Below are 16511 nucleotides of genomic sequence, written 5' to 3' on the forward strand. Positions count from 1 at the left end.
TCAGCGCAGGCAGATCCGTCCTCACGTATCTCACGGCACTCGGCGCGCTGGCCGGTGCGGCCCTGGTGGGGGCGGCACCGGCCGGCGCCGTGCCGGGCAGTACGCGGCTCGCGCCGGGCGTCACCTACCGGCAGTTCGACATCACGGCGGCCAAGGGCGTGACCCATGCCCATGTGGTCGTCGTGGACCTGCGCACCGCCCATGTGCGCGTCAACCTGCTGTACCCGGGCGCGGTGGCGGCCCGGCAGCCCGTCTCCCGGCTGGCCGACTCGGCGGGCGCCGTCGCGGGCGTCAACGGCGACTTCTTCAACATCACCGAGACCCAGCACCCGGGCGTCGAGGCCACCGGCTCCACCGACGGACCGGCGATCGCGAACGGTGTCGCGCTCAAGGCGGCGGTACCGGACGGCCAGCGCTTCGGCCCCGCGCTGCCGCCCGGCACGAACACCCGGAACGTGATCGGGGTGGGTGTCGACCGGGTGGCCCGGCTGGACAGCCTCACCCTCAGCGGGTCGGTCCGCACCCCGCACGGACGGTTGACGCTCGGCGGGTTCAATCAGTACGCGCTGCCGGAGAACTCCATCGGTGCGTTCACCGCACAGTGGGGCGGCGTCTCCCGGGTGCGCGCCACCTGTGGCACCGATACGAACCGGGCCGGCGCCTGTAGTGCGAACACCTATGAGGTGACCGTCCGCGGCGGCCGGGTCGTGTCGTCCGCCACCACCCCCGGCAGCGGTGCCATCGCCGCCGGCACCACCGTCCTCGTCGGCCGTGAGGCGGGCGCGCAGCGGCTTCGGAAGCTGGTCGCCGGCGAGCGGGTGAAGGTGCAGCACCGGCTGGTCGCGGCACGGTCCGGAGTCCCGTACCGCTTCGCCCTCGGCGGCTACCCGGTCCTACGGAAGGGTCAGCCGCCGGCCGGTCTCGACGACACCACCTCGGCCGTGCGCACCGCCGTGGGGATCGCGGACGGCGGCCATCGGCTGGTGCTGTTCGCGACGGACGGCGCGGTCGCCTACCGCAGTGGTCTGACGATCGCCGAAGTCGCCGCCCAGATGCGGAAGTTGGGCTCGGTGGACGCCTTCAGCCTGGACGGCGGCGGCTCGACGACCCTGGTCGCCCGGGCGCCCGGCGCGAGCGCCGTCACGGTACGGAACCATCCCAGTGGCGGCGCCGAACGGCCCGTACCGAACGGCATCGGGGTCTTCTCGACAAGCTGACCTCATGAATGCAGTTCAACAGGCTGACCTCACGGATGCAGTCCGCTCACCAGATCCGCGGTGGCCGTGAGGCCGCTGTGGATCGTGGGCGCCATGCTGGTGCTCGCCATGAAGAACCCGAGCAGTGCGCAGACCAGCGCGTGGGAGAGCTTCAGCCCGCCGCTGCGCATGAAGATCACCGCCAGGATCAGGAGCAGCAGCACCACAGAGATGGAAATGGCCATCGTCACCCTCCTCCGCCACGCCGCCGTGTCTGGTTCGCGGCGTTCGGCCGCAAGTGTGGCGTAGCGGAGGGTTCATCCGGGCTACCGACGTGTCCCCCGAACGTGTGGTGTCACACCATGTGCCGTCACCCCAAGTGGTGTCACACCGTGCGGTGGGCGTCCAGGAACGCTTCCAGACCGGCGAGGTCGTCGGTGTTGAGGAAGTCCACACCGGCGGCGAACAGTTCGCCCCACAGTGCGTCACGGGCCGGGCCCGCCACGTCCGGGGTGTTCCAGAACCGTACGGTCTGCCCGGCCGCGTGCGCCTGCCCCACGATGGCGCGCAGCCTCTGCCGCTCGGCGTCGGGGAAGACGCCGTCGCCGAGCCAGGTGAAGTTGTTCTGCCAGTTGTCGCTGACGAGCGAGATGAAGGAGGCGGGCGCCGCGCTGCCGAGGTCGGTGAGCCGACCGTCGTAGAAGGCGCGTCGTACGGTCTGTGCCTCCATCGGGGTACGGGCCGCGCGGTCGCCGGAGATGACGTTGGTGACGGCGCCCGGGTGGACGCGTCCGTGGGAGTACGTCGTGAACAGGTGCTTGTAGCGCAGGAGATGGCGGTCGAGTTCGAGGTAGGTCGAGGAGCCCTCGGTCTTGATGTCGATCAGGAGCTGGAGCGGCTTGTGCCAACCCCGGTAGACCGAGCCGTGGTTGGCCTTCACGAGGGCGGCGAGCGGGTCGAGGTAGAGGGACTCGAGGGTGCGGCTCGGGTCGAGTTCGGTCGCGTCGTGACCGATGAGGAGCTGGTCGCCGACGAGGAAGATGTCGGCCTCGACGCTGCCGAAGCGGTGGTCGAGGGCGTCGAAGAGCGGGCGGGGGTGCTCGTAGTCGTTGTGGGCGTGGGCGCGCCACAACGGCCGCGGCCGGTGGCCTTGTTCGCCGGCGAAGGCGCTGCCCGCGGGCGGGGCGAGGACGGCCGCGAGGGTGGCGCCGAACGCGGTGAGGGCTCTGCGACGGGTGATGAGGGCCATGGTGTTCCTCCCTGTGGGGCGGGGTCGGACCACAGGGAGTATGAGGCTGTAGGGGCGCCAACGAACCTGTACCTGACAGGAGTTGGCCGGACTGCCCTCGCGTGTTCACTCCTTCGGCGGTGGCGCACGGAAAAGCCCGCCCCAGGTGGGACGGGCTTCTCGCGGGCCTCACCTCATGATGGTCGGGGCGCTCGCAGGTCGACGAGTTCGGCCAGCGCCTCACGGTGGGCGCCCGCCGTGCCGTAGGCGATCGAGTCGGCCTTGGCCCGCTTCAGATAGAGGTGGGCGGGGTGCTCCCACGTCATGCCGATGCCGCCGTGCAACTGCACGGCCTCCTCGGCCGCGTGGACGGCGACGGACGCCGCGTAGGCCTGCGCGACAGCGACCGCCACATCCGTGTCGTCACCGGTCGCGAGGGCGTCGGCCGCGTTGCGCGCGGCGGCCCGCAGGCTGACGACCTCCAGCCACAACTGCGCCAGCCGGTGCTTGAGCGCCTGGAACCCGCCGACGGGCCGGTTGAACTGCTTGCGCTCCTTGAGGTACCGGACCGTCTCCGTCAACGTCCAGTCGGCGACACCCAGTTGCTCGGACGCGAGCAGCCCGGCCCCGGCCCGCAGAGCACGCCGTACGGCGGGTCCGGCGTCCCCGATCCGGCGCGCGGGCGCCCCGTCGAGGGAAACCGTCGCGAGCGGCCGCGTCAGGTCCAGCGACACCTGCGGTACGACGGTCACGGCGCCCGCGTCGACGGCGTACAGCCCGCCGTCGTCGCCCGGCACGAGCAGCACATCGGCGGCGGCAGCGTCGGCGATCCCGGTCAACTCCCCGTGCAGGGAACCGTTCTCGTGCCGTACGGCCTTGTGGGCGGCGCCCGGGGCGACGCCCAGGGAGACGGCGAGGACGCCGATCCTGCGGCCGGAGGCCAGTTCGGCGAGGAGGTCGTCCGCGTCGCACCCGAGAAGCGCCTCGGTGGCGACGACCGCGCTGGTGAGGTACGGGACGGGGGCGACCGCGCGGCCCAACTCCTCCAGGACGACGGCGACTTCGCGGTGGGTGGCGCCCTGGCCGCCCTTCTCCTCGGGCACCAGGAGGCCGGCCAGGCCCATGCCGTCGGCGAGGGACTTCCACAGGGACAGGTCGTGCGGGGCGTCCGACTCGGTGCGCGTGATGACACTCGCGGCGTCGCAGTGGTCGGTGAGCAGGTCCCGGACGGCGGCGCGCAGCGCCTCTTCCTCCTCCGAGTAGAGAAGATCGGTCATCGGGCGAGGTCCTTCCAGGCGACGTCCTTGTCGGTGCGCGGCTCGGCCGGCAGGCCCAGGACGCGTTCGGCGACGATGTTCAGCAGGACCTCGCTGGTCCCGCCCTCGATGCTGTTGCCCTTGGAGCGGAGGTAGCGGTAGCCGGCGTCGCGGCCGGTGAAGTCCACCAGTTCCGGGCGGCGCATGGTCCAGTCGTCGTACAACAGGCCTTCCTCGCCCCGGAGTTCGACCTCCAGGCCGCTGATCTCCTGGTTGAGGCGGGCGAAGGCGAGCTTCATGCCGGCGCCCTCGTGACCGGGCTGGCCCGCCACGAGCTGCTGGCGCAGCCGCTCGCCGGAGAGCCGGGCGACCTCGGCCTCCACCCAGAGCTTGAGGAGGCGCTGGTGGAGGTCGTGGGTGCGCAACTCCGGTCGCTCGCGCCAGGTTTGGCTGATCGGGCCGATCATGCCGCCCTCGCGCGGGATGCGCATGCCGCCGATGGAGACGCGCTCGTTCATCAGCGTGGTCTGCGCGACCCGCCAGCCGTCGCCGACCTCGCCGAGGCGATGGGCGTCGGGGATCCGGACGTTCGTGAGGAAGACCTCGTTGAACTCGGCCTCGCCGGTGATCTGGCGCAGCGGCCTGACCTCGACGCCGGGGTCGGTCATGTCGCAGACGAAGTAGGTGATGCCCGCGTGCTTGGGCACGTCCGGGTCGGTGCGCGCGATGAGGATGGCCCAGCGGGCGAGATGGGCGCTGGAGGTCCACACCTTCTGCCCGTTGACGACCCAGTCCTCGCCCTCGCGGACGGCCCGGGTGCCGAGCGCGGCCAGGTCGGACCCGGCGCCGGGCTCGCTGAAGAGCTGGCACCAGACCTCCTCGCCGACCCAGAGGGGCCGTAGGAGCTGCTGTTTCTGCTCGTCCGTGCCGTACTTGAGGATCGTCGGGGCGGCCATGCCGAGGCCGATGCCGATGCGGCGCGGGTCGTTGTCGGGAGCACCCGCCGCCGACAACTCGGCGTCCACGACGGCCTGGAGGGCGCGCGGGGCGCCGAGGCCGCCGAGGCCCTCCGGGTAGTGCACCCAGGCCAGACCGGCGTCGAAGCGGGCCTTCAGGAAGTCGAGGCGGTCGGTCTCCAGGGGTGGGTGTGCGGCCAGCAACTCGGCCGTGCGACGCCTGAGTTCAGCTGTGTCGATGGTCATGCGGCGGCTCCGTTCTCCAACGACGGCACGATGGTGACCCGGCCTGTCGTGACACCGTCGGCGACCCGCTGCACGGCGGCGGCCGCACCGGCCAGCGGCACGCGCTCGCTCACCAGGGGCTTGATGACACCCCGGGCGGCCAGGTCGGTGAGCTGCTCGTGGCAGTGGAGGATCAGCTTCGGGTTCTTGGTGGCGTACAGGCCCCAATGCAGGCCCAGGACCGAGTAGTTCTTCACCAGGGCGTGGTTGAGCGACGGGCTCGGGATCGTGCCGCTGGCGAAGCCCACGACGACGATCCGCCCCTCGAAGGCGACGACCTTCGTGGACTGCGTGTAGGCGTCGCCGCCGACCGGGTCGTAGATCACGTCGGCACCGCGCCCACCGGTGGCCGCCTTGACGGCCGCGACGACGTCCTCGGCACGGCGGTCGATCACGACGTCGCAGCCCAACTCCCTTGCCACGACCGCCTTTTCGGCGCCCCCGACGACACCGATGACGGTGGCTCCGGCGGCCTTGCCGAGCTGTACGGCGGCGCTGCCGACCCCGCCGGCGGCGGCGTGCACGAGGAGGGTCTCGCCGGCTTCCAGGTGGGCACGGCGGTGGAGGCCGAACCAGCCCGTCTGGTAGCCGATGTGGAGTGCGGCGCTCTCCGCGTCGTCCAGCGAGTCGGGCGCGGGCAGCAGACCGGCGGCGTCCGCGACGGCGTACTCGGCGAAACCGCCGTACGGCAGCGCGGGGTTGGCGATCACGCGGCGGCCGTCCTCGGTCTCGCCGCAGATCTCCACGCCGGGGGTGAACGGGAGCGGGGGCCTGACCTGGTAGTGGCCGCGGCACATCAGGACGTCCGGGAAGTTGATGTTCGCGGCGCGCACCTTGAGCAGGACCTGGCCGTCGCCCGGCGTGGGCCGTTCCACCTCCGCCAGGCGCATCGCCTCACTCGGCTCGCCGTTCTGGTGCACTTGCCATGCCTGCATGCGGGGCCTCCACGGGACTGCTCTGTCTTACCGGCTCGGTCGCATACTAAGCGGTCGCTTGCCGATCAGGGAACAGTCGCGTGTGTCACGAACTGCGGCGACGGGTCACGACCGCCGGGGCTTCGCCCGTACGTGCATCCGCTCCCCCTGCGGGCCGAACAGGCTCAGGAACTCCGCGGGACCCTCGCCCGTGGACCCGAACCAGTGCGGCACCCGTGTGTCGAACTCGACGGCCTCCCCCGTCGCGAGCACGACATCGTGCTCGGCGAGCACGAGCCGCAACCGTCCCGACATCACGTACAGCCACTCGTAGCCCTCGTGGGTGCGCAGATCGGGTTCCTCCTGCCGCTGGGGCACCAGCACCTTGAAGGCCTGGAGCCCGCCCGGCTGGCGGGTGAGGGGCCAGTAGGTGCGTCCGTGCCGCTGGATCGGCTCGGACCGCACCCGGGGATCGCCCACCGGCGGTGTCCCCACCAGTTCGTCCAGCGGCACCTGATGGGCCCGCGCGATCGGCAGCAGCAGTTCCAGGCTGGGCCTGCGCAGCCCGGACTCCAGCCGGGACAGCGTGCTCACCGAGATGCCGGTCGTCTCCGAGAGTCCGGCGAGGGTCGCGCCCCGCTCCTTCCGGATCCGCCGCAGTCGGGGGCCGACCTCCGCCAGGACCTCGTCCGTGTCGTCGCTCATGACCGTTATTGCAGTTTCGGCAAACGCGTTTGTCAATACGGTCGGTTCGGGGCGACCTTCTGAGTGGAGGTGGTCACCGTGACCGACACATACGAAGTGATCGTCATCGGCGGCGGCGCCGCCGGCCTGTCCGCCGCGCTGGTCCTGGGCCGGTCCCGGCGCCGCACACTGGTCGTCGACGCGGGCGAGCCGCGCAACGCGCCCGCCGCGCACATGCAGGGCTATCTGTCCCGGGACGGCATGTCACCCGCCGAGTTCCTGGCTCTGGGCCGCGAGGAGATCGCGCGCTACGGCGTCGAGCTGGTCCGGGACCGGGTCGTCGACATCACCGGTGGCTTCGCGGTCACCCTCGCCGGCGGCGAGACCGTCCGTGCGCGGCGGCTGGTGATCGCGACCGGCCTCAAGGACGAGCTGCCGGCCGTCCCCGGAGTCGCCGAGCGCTTCGGGCGTGATGTGATCCACTGCCCGTACTGCCACGGCTGGGAGGTCCGCGACCAGGCCTTCGGTGTGCTCGCGACGACACCGATGAGCGTGCACCAGGCGCTGATGGTCTCGCAGTGGTCCAAGGACGTCACCCTGTTCCTGCACACGGTCGCCGAGTCCGAGCTGACGGACGACGACCTGCGCAGACTGGCCGCCGCGGGGGTCGCCGTAGTGCCCGGGGAGGTCGCGGAACTGGTCGTCGCCGACGACCGGCTCACCGGCGTCCGCCTCACGGACGGCACCGCGCATCCCCGCGAGGCCGTGTTCGTGGCGCCCCGCCCGATCCCGCAGACCGGCCTCCTGGAGAAGCTGGGCGCCGACATGCAGGAGACCCCGTTCGGCACGTACCCCGTGGTCGACCCGACGGGTCTGACGAGCGTGCCCGGGGTGTGGGCGGTCGGCAACGCGATGGGCTTCGGGGAGCAGGTCGTGAACGCGGCCTCCGCCGGTTACCGCGCGGGCGCCACCATCAACGGGGAGCTGCTGATGACCGACCTCGACGCGCACGCCGGGGTGTAGAGCGCCCGCCTCCGTTGCACGATGGCTGCATGCTGCTGACCCGGCTCGCGCATGTGTCCCAGGAGGTCGCCGCCACCTCGGCGCGGTCCCGGAAGATCGCCCTGCTCGCGGAGCTCTTCCGGGACGCGGAGGCCGACGACGTCCCGATCGTCATCCCGTACCTGGCGGGCCGCCTGCCCCAGGGCCGGCTCGGTATCGGCTGGAAGGTGCTGAGCCGGTCCGTCGCACCGGCCCCGGAACCCACCCTGACCGTGCGCGAGGTGGACGCCCGGCTCACCGCTCTCGGCAAGGTGTCGGGCGCCGGTTCGCAGGCCGAACGCGCCCGCCTGGTCGGCGAGTTGATGGGCGCTGCCACCGCCGACGAGCAGCGCTTCCTGTTCGGTCTGATCACCGGCGAGGTCCGGCAGGGCGCGCTGGACGCGGTCGCCGTGGAGGGGCTGGCCGAGGCAACGGGCGCGCCCGCGACGGACGTTCGGCGTGCCGTGATGCTGGCGGGTTCGCTCCAGACCGTGGCCGAGGCCCTGCTCGCGGACGGACCCGCCTCCCTCGACCGCTTCCGACTGACCGTGGGCCGCCCGGTCCTGCCGATGCTCGCGCACAGCGCCACGTCCGTCGCCGAGGCGGTCGAGAAGCTGGGTGCCTGCGCGGTCGAGGAGAAGCTCGACGGCATCCGCGTCCAGGTCCACCGCGACGGCGAGGTCGTACGGCTCTACACCCGCACCCTTGACGACATCACCGACCGGCTGCCCGAACTCACCGCCGCCGCGCTGGAGTTGAGAGGCGAGCGGTTCATCCTGGACGGTGAGGTCATCTCCTTCGACGAGGACGGGCGACCGCGTTCCTTCCAGGAGACGGCCGGCCGGGTCGGCTCCCGGGTGGACGTGGCGACGGCCGCCGGGACGGTCCCCGTCTCCCCCGTGTTCTTCGACGCGCTGTCCGTCGACGGCCGCGATCTGCTCGACCTGCCGTTCGCCGAACGGCACGCGGAACTGGCCCGGTTGGTGCCCGAGCCGATGCGCGTCCGGCGCACCCTCGCGTCCGGTCCGGAGGACGTCCCGGCCGCGGAGGCCTTCCTCGCCGAGACCTTGCGGCGCGGCCACGAGGGGGTCGTGGTCAAAGGCCTCGACGCGCCCTACAGCGCGGGCCGCCGGGGCGCCTCCTGGCTGAAGGTGAAGCCCGTCCACACCCTCGACCTGGTCGTGCTGGCCGCCGAGTGGGGCCACGGCCGCCGTACCGGCAAGCTCTCCAACCTCCACCTCGGCGCCCGCAACCCCGACGGCTCCTTCGCGATGCTCGGCAAGACCTTCAAGGGCATGACCGACGCCGTGCTGACCTGGCAGACCGAGCGCCTCCAGGAGCTGGCCGTGGAGAGCGACGGACACGTGGTGACCGTACGGCCCGAACTCGTCGTAGAGATCGCGTACGACGGACTGCAGAGGTCGACCCGGTACCCGGCCGGTGTCACGCTCCGTTTCGCACGGGTCGTGCGCTATCGGGAGGACAAGCGGGCGGAGGAAGCTGACACGGTGGAGACGTTGCTGGCCGCGCATCCGGAGGTGAAGCCGTGAGTGGCAAGGGGAAGCGGAGTGCTGGGTTGCTGTTGTTCCGGCACACCGATCACGGTCTGGAGGTGTTGCTCGGGCATATGGGTGGCCCGTTCTTCGCGCGCCGGGACGCGGGGGCGTGGAGTGTGCCCAAGGGTGAGTACGAACCCGACGAGCCGGCCTGGGACGCGGCCCGGCGTGAGTTCCAGGAGGAGCTGGGGCTCGCACCGCCGGAGGGCGAGGCGATCGCGCTCGGCGAGGTGCGGCAGAGCAACGGGAAGGTCGTCACCGCGTGGGCGATCGAGGCGGACCTGGATCCGGCGGCCATGGTTCCCGGCACCTTTTCGATGGAGTGGCCGCCGAAGTCGGGGCAGGTCCAGGAGTTCCCGGAGCTGGACCGGGTGGAGTGGCTGGGCCTCGAACGGGCGCGGGCCGTCATCGTTCCGGCGCAGGCCACGTTTCTCGACCGGTTGGCGGAGCACTCGGACTGAGCAGCCACTCACGCGTTGCGGTCCCCCGCGCCGCGCGGGAAGGTCGAAGCACAGCCCGCTCCAGGAGGTCAGCCATGCCCATCGCGACGGTCAACCCGGCCAACGGCGAGACGCTCAAGACGTACGAGGCCATGGGTGACGAGGAGATCGAGCGACGGCTCCAGCTCGCGGAGGCCACCTTCCGCGCCTACCGGACGTCCGCCTTCGCCGAGCGCGCGCGGCTCATGCACCGGGCCGCCGATCTGCTCGACGAGGACCAGCAGGACATCGGCCGGATCATGACCACCGAGATGGGCAAGCCGGTCAGGCAGGCCCGCGCGGAGGCCGCCAAGTGCGCGAAGTCGATGCGCTGGTACGCCGACCGTGCCGAGGGGCTCCTCGCCGACGAGGAGCCCGACGCGGCGGACGTCGAGGACTCCGGCGGCGCGCGGGCCCTGGTGCGGTACCGGCCGCTCGGCCCGGTGCTCGCGGTGATGCCGTGGAACTTCCCGCTCTGGCAGGTGATCCGCTTCGCCGCGCCCGCGCTGATGGCGGGCAACGTCGGCCTGCTCAAGCACGCGTCGAACGTCCCGCAGACCGCCCTCTACCTGGAGGACCTGTTCCACCGCGCGGGCTTCCCCGAGGGGTGCTTCCAGACCCTCCTGGTCGGCTCCGGCGCGATCGAGGAGATCCTGCGCGACGAGCGCGTGAAGGCGGCCACCCTCACCGGCAGCGAGCCGGCCGGGCGGGCGGTCGCGTCCGTCGCCGGGGACATGGTCAAGAAGACGGTGCTGGAACTGGGCGGCAGCGACCCGTACGTCGTCATGCCGTCCGCCGACATCGACCGGGCCGCGAAGATCGCGGTGACCGCGCGGGTGCAGAACAACGGGCAGTCGTGCATCGCCGCGAAGCGGTTCATCGTGCACACCGATGTCTTCGACGCGTTCGCCGAACGGTTCGTGGCCGGCATGAAGGCGCTCACGGTCGGTGATCCGCTGGAGGAGGAGACCGAGGTCGGACCGCTCGCGAGCGAGGCGGGCCGGAGCGATCTGGAGGAACTCGTCGACGACGCGGTGGAGAGCGGCGCGACCGTGCTGTGCGGCGGCGAGCGGCCCGACGGGGACGGCTGGTACTACCCGCCGACCGTCCTCGCCGACCTCACCCGCGAGATGCGCATCCACCGCGAGGAGGCGTTCGGCCCCGTCGCCACGCTGTACCGGGTCGCCGACCTGGACGAGGCGGTCCTCCTCGCCAACGACACGCCGTTCGGGCTGAGTTCCAACGTGTGGACGCGGGACGAGGCGGAAGTCGAGCGTTTCGTACGGGACCTGGAGGCCGGTGGGGTGTTCGTCAACGGGATGACGGCGTCGCATCCGGCGTTCCCGTTCGGCGGGGTGAAGCGGTCCGGGTACGGGCGGGAGCTGTCGGGGCACGGAATCCGGGAGTTCTGCAACATCACCACGGTATGGCACGGAGCGTGAGCGTTCCGCGGCTACGATCCCCTGTGTGAACCGCGAAGTGACTCTGCCTCTGATCGTCGACGACCGCGGGACCTTGCAGGTGGCTGCGGCCGATGTGAGCAAACTTCTCCGTACCGTGGGCGGTCGGTGGCTGCACCTTGTCGAGGCCGGGGAGGACGGGCTGGACGAGGACACGGTTGCCGCTCTGACCATTGAGCTGGCGAAGCTTGCCGACCGGATCGACGTCGCGTGTATTGCGCACAGCAGTGGGGGCGCGTCGTAGTTCGCCGAGTGGCCGCCGGTGGGGGCTGGTCGCGCCCACGCGGCGGAGCCGCGCATCGATACAGCCCCGCGCCCCTAAGGGGTGGTGCTGAGCCTTGATCCAGAGGTTGCCCCTCTGTTTTCACAGGATTCACTGATCCTGTCTTTATGAGCGTGTCCCTGAATTGGAGTAGTCCACCGCGAGATCGTCGTCCTCCCGGGTGATCGTGGGTGCACCACCCTCTGAGGTGAACCACCTTCTGACCGGCGGGCGAAGGCCTTCCGGAAGGCGAAAGCAGGGACGGTTCATGGCGACTTTGTGCAAGCCCTCGGTGTCGGTTCCCGAGCACGTGATCACGATGGAGGAGACGCTGGAGCTGGCGCGCTCCCGTCACGCGGACCACCCCAACCTGCCGCTGGCCCTCCGGCTGATCGAGAACACCGGTGTACGGACCCGGCACATCGTGCAGCCCATCGAGGAGACCCTGAAGCACCCCGGGTTCGAGGACCGCAACAGGATCTACACGGCCGAGGCGAAGGCCCGGGTCCCGGCGGTCGTCCAGCGCGCGCTCGACGAGGCGGAGCTCCTCACCACCGACATCGACGTGATCATCTACGTCTCGTGCACGGGCTTCATGATGCCCTCGCTCACGGCCTGGCTGATCAACGAGATGGCCTTCGAGTCCACCACCCGCCAGATCCCGATCGCCCAGCTCGGCTGCGCGGCCGGCGGTGCGGCGATCAACCGGGCGCACGACTTCTGCACGGCGTACCCGGACGCCAACGCGCTCATCGTCGCCTGCGAGTTCTGCTCGCTGTGCTACCAGCCGACCGACCTCGGCATCGGCTCCCTGCTCTCCAACGGACTGTTCGGCGACGGCATCGCCGCGGCCGTGGTGCGCGGGCGGGGCGGGACGGGCATCCAGCTGGAGCGCAACGGGTCGTACCTGATCCCCAAGACCGAAGAGTGGATCATGTACGACGTCCGGGCCACCGGGTTCCACTTCCTGCTGGACAAGCGGGTGCCGGCCACCATGGAGCCCCTCGCCCCGGCGCTCCAGGACCTCGCGGGACTGCACGGCTGGGACGCGGCCGACCTGGACTTCTACATAGTCCACGCGGGCGGGCCCCGCATACTCGACGACCTGAGCAAGTTCCTCCAGGTCGACCCGCACGCGTTCCGGTTCAGCCGGGCCACCCTCACCGAGTACGGCAACATCGCCAGCGCCGTCGTGCTGGACGCGCTGCGCCGGCTCTTCGACGAGGGCGGCGCCGAACACCGGGCACGCGGACTGCTCGCCGGGTTCGGACCCGGCATCACCGCCGAGATGGCCCTGGGCCGCTGGCACAACGACGACCGAGAGACGGCTTGAGCAGCGCATGACTGAAGAGACGCTCACCGAGACCCTGCCCCCGGTCCGGCCCTGGCCGGCCCTCGACCTGACCGGGGTGGACTTCGACCCGGTCCTCGCCAAGCTGATGCGGGAGGGTCCGGTCAACCGGATCAAGCTGCCCAACGGCGAGGGCTGGGCGTGGCTGGTCACCCGGCACGACGACGTGCGGATGGTCGCCAACGATCCCCGGTTCAGCCGCGAGGCGGTGATGGACCAGCCGGTGACCCGGCTCGCCCCGCACTTCATCCCGGCGCGCGGCGCGGTCGGCTTCCTCGACCCGCCGGACCACACGCGGCTACGGCGCTCGGTCGCCCCGGCGTTCACGGCGCGCGGGGTGGAGCGGGTGCGGGAGCAATCCCGGCTGCTGCTCGACGAGTTGATCGACGAGCTGCTCCAGGACGGACCGCCGGCCGACCTCACCGAGACCGTGCTGAGTCCGTTCCCGATCGCGGTGATCTGCGAGCTGATGGGTGTGCCTGCGGCCGACCGGCACGGCATGCACACCTGGACCCAGCTCATCCTGTCCTCCTCGCACGGCGCCAAGGTCAGCGAGAAGGCGAAGGAGGAGATGGGCGCCTACTTCGGCGATCTCATCGGCCTGCGGGAGGGCGGCGACGGTGAGGATGTCGCCTCGCTGCTCGGTGCCGCCGTGGGCCGGGAGGAGATCACGCTGGAGGAGGCGGTCGGGCTCGCGGTGCTGCTGCAGATCGGCGGCGAGGCGGTCACCAACAACAGCGGGCAGATGTTCTACCTGCTGCTGACCCGTCCGGATCTCGTCGAACGACTGCGCGCCGAGCCGGAGTCGAGACCCCAGGCCATCGACGAGCTGCTGCGGTACATCCCGCACCGCAACGCGGTCGGGCTGTCCCGGATCGCCATGGAGGACGTGGAGATCCGCGGGGTACGGATGCGGGCGGGCGACCCGGTGTACGTGTCGTACCTGGCCGCCAACCGCGACCCGGACGTCTTCCCCGACCCCGAGAAGATCGACTTCTCGCGCAGCCCGAACCCGCACGTCTCCTTCGGTTTCGGCCCGCACTTCTGTCCCGGCAACATGCTGGCCCGGCTGGAGTCCGAACTGCTGGTGGACGCCCTGCTGGACCGGCTGCCCGGGCTGCGGCTCGCGGTTCCGGCCGATGAAGTGCCGTTCAAGAAGGGCGCGTTGATCCGCGGGCCCGAGGCCCTGCCCGTGACGTGGTGAGGTGCCGATGACGGCGACGGAGGGGCTGCTGGTGCCGCCGGGGCACGGCCGGATCGTACAGACACCGGCGCAGCACGTGACGTTCAAGGTGACCGGGTCGCACTCGCGGACCGCGTCGACCTTCGAGGTGGTGGTGCCGCCGGGGTTCGACGTCGGCGCCCATGTGCACACGCGCAGCGAGGAGTTGTTCTACGTGCTCGAAGGCGAGCTGGACGTGCTCGCCTTCGAGCCGCGGATCCGTACACCGGACAACTGGCAGCGCTGGGAGTCGAGTTCGGGCTCCCGGGTGGTGCGGGCGACTCCGGGGACGGTGATCGTCGTGCCGCCCGGGTGTCCGCACGCGTTCTCGAATCCGACGGAGACGGCGGCGAAGATGTTCTTCCAGGCGTCTCCGCCGCCGGATCACGAGCGGTATTTCGAGGAGCTGTTGGAGATTCTCGGGGGTGGGGGGCCGCCGGATCATGCGGCCATCGAGGAGCTGCGTGCACGATATGACATCGAGCAGTTGACGCCTCTCAAACACCGGTAGATCGCGTAATTCGTTGGCTGCGGGCCGGACCCCACCGGCCCGCAGATATCGACTCAGCGAATCGGCATTCCCGACAACGTCCGCGCGATCACCAGACGTTGGATCTCACTCGTGCCCTCGAAAATCGTGTAGATCGCCGCGTCCCGATGCATCCGCTCGACCGGATACTCACGGGTGTAACCATTACCGCCGAGTATCTGAATCGCCTGCCCGGTCACCTTCTTCGCCGTCTCGCTGGCGAACAGCTTCGACATCGACCCCTCGGCCGCCGTGAACTGCTTGCCGTTGACGGCCATCCAGGACGCCCGCCACACGAGCAGCCGGGCCGCGTCGATGGACGTACGCATGTCGGCGAGCTGGAAGGCGACACCCTGGTTGTCGATGATCGGGCGGCCGAACTGCTCACGCGTCATCGCGTAGTCGAGGGCGACCTCGTAGGCAGCGCGCGCCGTGCCCACCGCCATCGCGCCGACCGCGGGGCGCGACGCCTCGAACGTGGCCATCGCGGCGTTCTTCACGCGCTCGCCGCCGCCCGCCTTGGCGCGCTCACGGGCGCGGGCGAGGCGCTCGTCCAGCTTCTCCTTGCCGCCGAGCAGGCAGGAGCCGGGGATGCGCACGTCCTCCAGGACGACCTCGGCGGTGTGCGAGGCGCGGATGCCGTGCTTCTTGAACTTCTGCCCCTGGGACAGACCCGGTGTGCCCGACGGGACGATGAAGGAGGCGTGGCCCTTGGAGCCGAGGTCCGCGTCGACGACCGCTACGACGACGTGGACGTTGGCGATACCACCGTTGGTCGCCCAGGTCTTGGTGCCGTTGAGCACCCACTCGTCCTTGGCCTCGTCGTACACGGCACGCGTGCGCATGGAGGCCACGTCGGAACCGGCGTCGGGCTCGGAGGAGCAGAAGGCGGCGACCTTGACGTCGTTGGCGTCGCCGTACATCTGGGGAATCCAGGTGCCGATCTGCTCCTCGGTGCCGTTGGCGAGGACGCCGACGGCGGCCAGGCCGGTGCCGACTATGGAGAGGGCTATGCCCGCGTCGCCCCAGAACAGTTCCTCCATGGCCATGGGTATGCCGAGGCCGGTGGGGTCGAAGTACTGCTGGGCGTAGAAGTCCAGGGAGTAGATGCCGACCTTCGCGGCCTCCTGGATGACCGGCCAGGGAGTCTCCTCACGCTCGTCCCATTCGGCGGCGGCGGGGCGGATGACATCGGCGGCGAAGCCGTGCAGCCAGTCCCGCACCTCCTTCTGTTCGTCGTTGAGTTCCATGGTGAACTCGGCCATGACTCCTCCAGCGGCGCACTAGCATATGTTACTTGCGGTAACGAGAGTCTGTTACCGACCGGTAGGAAAAGTCAACTCCCGATGACCGCTCGGCAGCCCGTTCGAGCTGTTGAGGGCGTTGAGTGTTAGTTTGCGCAGGCGTCACCGATTCAGCACGGGTGGGGAGAGATCATGGACACCACGCAGCGGACCGATCAGCAACGGTCCGCCGACCGCCGACGGCGTGAGCTGTTGGAGGCCGCGGACAGAGTGGTGCTGCGTGACGGTCCGCAGGCCTCGATGAACGCGATCGCCGCGGAAGCGGGTATTACGAAGCCGATTCTGTACCGGCACTTCGGGGACAAGGGCGGACTGTACGCGGCCCTCGCCAAGCGGCACACGGACGCGCTGCTGTCGTCGCTGCGGGCCGCGCTGGACGCTCCCGCCGAGCGACGGGAGCGGGTCGAGGCCACGCTGGACACCTACCTCGCCGCGATCGAGGCGCTGCCCCAGGTGTACCGGTTCCTGATGCATCCCGTCGTGGACGGGCAGTCCACCGACCAGGGATTCGACACCGGGAATCACTCGGTTCCGCTGCTTCGGCGGATGGGCGAGGAGTTGGCCCAGGTCATCGAGGAGCGGGTGGATCTCGGTCCCAACAGCCAGCAGCTGGCTCGGGTGTGGGGGCACGGGATCGTCGGGATGATGCATGCGGCCGGGGACTGGTGGCTCGGTGAACGGCCTTGCTCCCGGCCCGAGTTGGTGCGGAGTCTGGCCGACCTGCTGTGGGGGCGGTTGGCTGCCGCCGGGGACAAGGTGGGTGGGCCGGGGTTCTAGGGGTCGTATTT

17 protein-coding genes are annotated in these 16511 nt (G+C 70.5%); 10 read left to right on the plus strand and 7 right to left on the minus strand.

What is annotated here, in order from left to right; genetic code table 11:
- Positions 1–65 precede the first annotated feature (65 nt).
- A complete protein-coding gene (locus JHN63_RS21225) occupies positions 66–1217 on the plus strand; it encodes a phosphodiester glycosidase family protein (RefSeq protein ID WP_307781941.1) in 1152 nt (383 codons plus the stop codon).
- 29 nt (positions 1218–1246) lie between these two features.
- Here JHN63_RS21225 and JHN63_RS21230 read toward each other — a convergent pair whose 3' ends face one another.
- From JHN63_RS21230 to JHN63_RS21255, 6 genes are all read right to left on the minus strand, one after another.
- Complete coding sequence (locus JHN63_RS21230) at positions 1247–1441, minus strand: hypothetical protein (RefSeq protein ID WP_026150825.1); 195 nt, start codon at positions 1439–1441, stop codon at positions 1247–1249.
- A 140-nt stretch (positions 1442–1581) separates the two neighbouring features.
- Entirely contained in the window at positions 1582–2445 is an 864-nt protein-coding gene (locus JHN63_RS21235) for a phosphatidylinositol-specific phospholipase C/glycerophosphodiester phosphodiesterase family protein (RefSeq protein ID WP_200682695.1), read from the minus strand.
- Positions 2446–2618: 173 nt separating this feature from the next.
- Positions 2619–3701 carry an acyl-CoA dehydrogenase family protein gene (locus JHN63_RS21240; protein ID WP_200682696.1) on the minus strand — a complete coding sequence of 361 codons (1083 nt, stop codon included), beginning with the start codon at positions 3699–3701 and terminating at the stop codon, positions 2619–2621.
- Positions 3698–4882: an acyl-CoA dehydrogenase family protein gene (locus tag JHN63_RS21245; RefSeq protein WP_200682697.1), complete on the minus strand. Its 1185-nt coding sequence runs from the start codon at positions 4880–4882 to the stop codon at positions 3698–3700. Before JHN63_RS21245 ends, JHN63_RS21240 begins: the two co-directional genes overlap by 4 nt.
- Positions 4879–5856: an NADPH:quinone oxidoreductase family protein gene (locus tag JHN63_RS21250; RefSeq protein WP_200682698.1), complete on the minus strand. Its 978-nt coding sequence runs from the start codon at positions 5854–5856 to the stop codon at positions 4879–4881. The genes JHN63_RS21245 and JHN63_RS21250 overlap by 4 nt, the downstream gene beginning before the upstream one ends.
- A gap of 105 nt (positions 5857–5961) precedes the next feature.
- Positions 5962–6540: a helix-turn-helix domain-containing protein gene (locus tag JHN63_RS21255; RefSeq protein ID WP_200682699.1), complete on the minus strand. Its 579-nt coding sequence runs from the start codon at positions 6538–6540 to the stop codon at positions 5962–5964.
- Positions 6541–6618: 78 nt separating this feature from the next.
- Between JHN63_RS21255 and JHN63_RS21260 the strand changes: the two genes are divergently transcribed.
- The 8 genes from JHN63_RS21260 to JHN63_RS21295 all read left to right on the plus strand — a co-directional run bounded on the left by JHN63_RS21260 (position 6619) and on the right by JHN63_RS21295 (position 14401).
- Entirely contained in the window at positions 6619–7542 is a 924-nt protein-coding gene (locus tag JHN63_RS21260) for an NAD(P)/FAD-dependent oxidoreductase (protein WP_200682700.1), read from the plus strand.
- Positions 7543–7571: 29 nt separating this feature from the next.
- Positions 7572–9110, plus strand: coding sequence for an ATP-dependent DNA ligase (locus tag JHN63_RS21265; protein WP_200682701.1), 1539 nt, complete (start codon positions 7572–7574; stop codon positions 9108–9110).
- Complete coding sequence (locus tag JHN63_RS21270) at positions 9107–9577, plus strand: NUDIX domain-containing protein (RefSeq protein ID WP_200682702.1); 471 nt, start codon at positions 9107–9109, stop codon at positions 9575–9577. Before JHN63_RS21265 ends, JHN63_RS21270 begins: the two co-directional genes overlap by 4 nt.
- 74 nt (positions 9578–9651) lie before the next feature.
- Complete coding sequence (locus JHN63_RS21275; RefSeq protein WP_200682703.1) at positions 9652–11037, plus strand: NADP-dependent succinic semialdehyde dehydrogenase; 1386 nt, start codon at positions 9652–9654, stop codon at positions 11035–11037.
- Between the two features lie 25 nt (positions 11038–11062).
- Positions 11063–11299, plus strand: coding sequence for a DUF6213 family protein (locus tag JHN63_RS21280; protein WP_079309507.1), 237 nt, complete (start codon positions 11063–11065; stop codon positions 11297–11299).
- A 286-nt stretch (positions 11300–11585) separates the two neighbouring features.
- Positions 11586–12650, plus strand: coding sequence for a type III polyketide synthase (locus JHN63_RS21285; RefSeq protein WP_200682704.1), 1065 nt, complete (start codon positions 11586–11588; stop codon positions 12648–12650).
- Positions 12651–12657: 7 nt separating this feature from the next.
- Positions 12658–13872, plus strand: a complete 1215-nt coding sequence (locus JHN63_RS21290) for a cytochrome P450 (RefSeq protein ID WP_200682705.1) — start codon at positions 12658–12660, stop codon at positions 13870–13872.
- Between the two features lie 7 nt (positions 13873–13879).
- Complete coding sequence (locus tag JHN63_RS21295; RefSeq protein ID WP_200682706.1) at positions 13880–14401, plus strand: cupin domain-containing protein; 522 nt, start codon at positions 13880–13882, stop codon at positions 14399–14401.
- A gap of 53 nt (positions 14402–14454) precedes the next feature.
- Here the strand turns inward: JHN63_RS21295 and JHN63_RS21300 are convergent, their stop codons facing one another.
- Positions 14455–15684, minus strand: a complete 1230-nt coding sequence (locus tag JHN63_RS21300; protein WP_033278259.1) for an acyl-CoA dehydrogenase family protein — start codon at positions 15682–15684, stop codon at positions 14455–14457.
- Between the two features lie 171 nt (positions 15685–15855).
- Here JHN63_RS21300 and JHN63_RS21305 point away from each other — a divergent pair, with 171 nt between their 5' ends.
- Complete coding sequence (locus JHN63_RS21305) at positions 15856–16500, plus strand: TetR family transcriptional regulator (protein WP_200682707.1); 645 nt, start codon at positions 15856–15858, stop codon at positions 16498–16500.
- Positions 16501–16511: the final 11 nt, after the last annotated feature.

Origin of the sequence: Streptomyces sp. MBT65 (genome assembly GCF_016612545.1) — a bacterium.
In the GTDB taxonomy this organism is placed as follows: Bacteria; Actinomycetota; Actinomycetes; order Streptomycetales; family Streptomycetaceae; genus Streptomyces.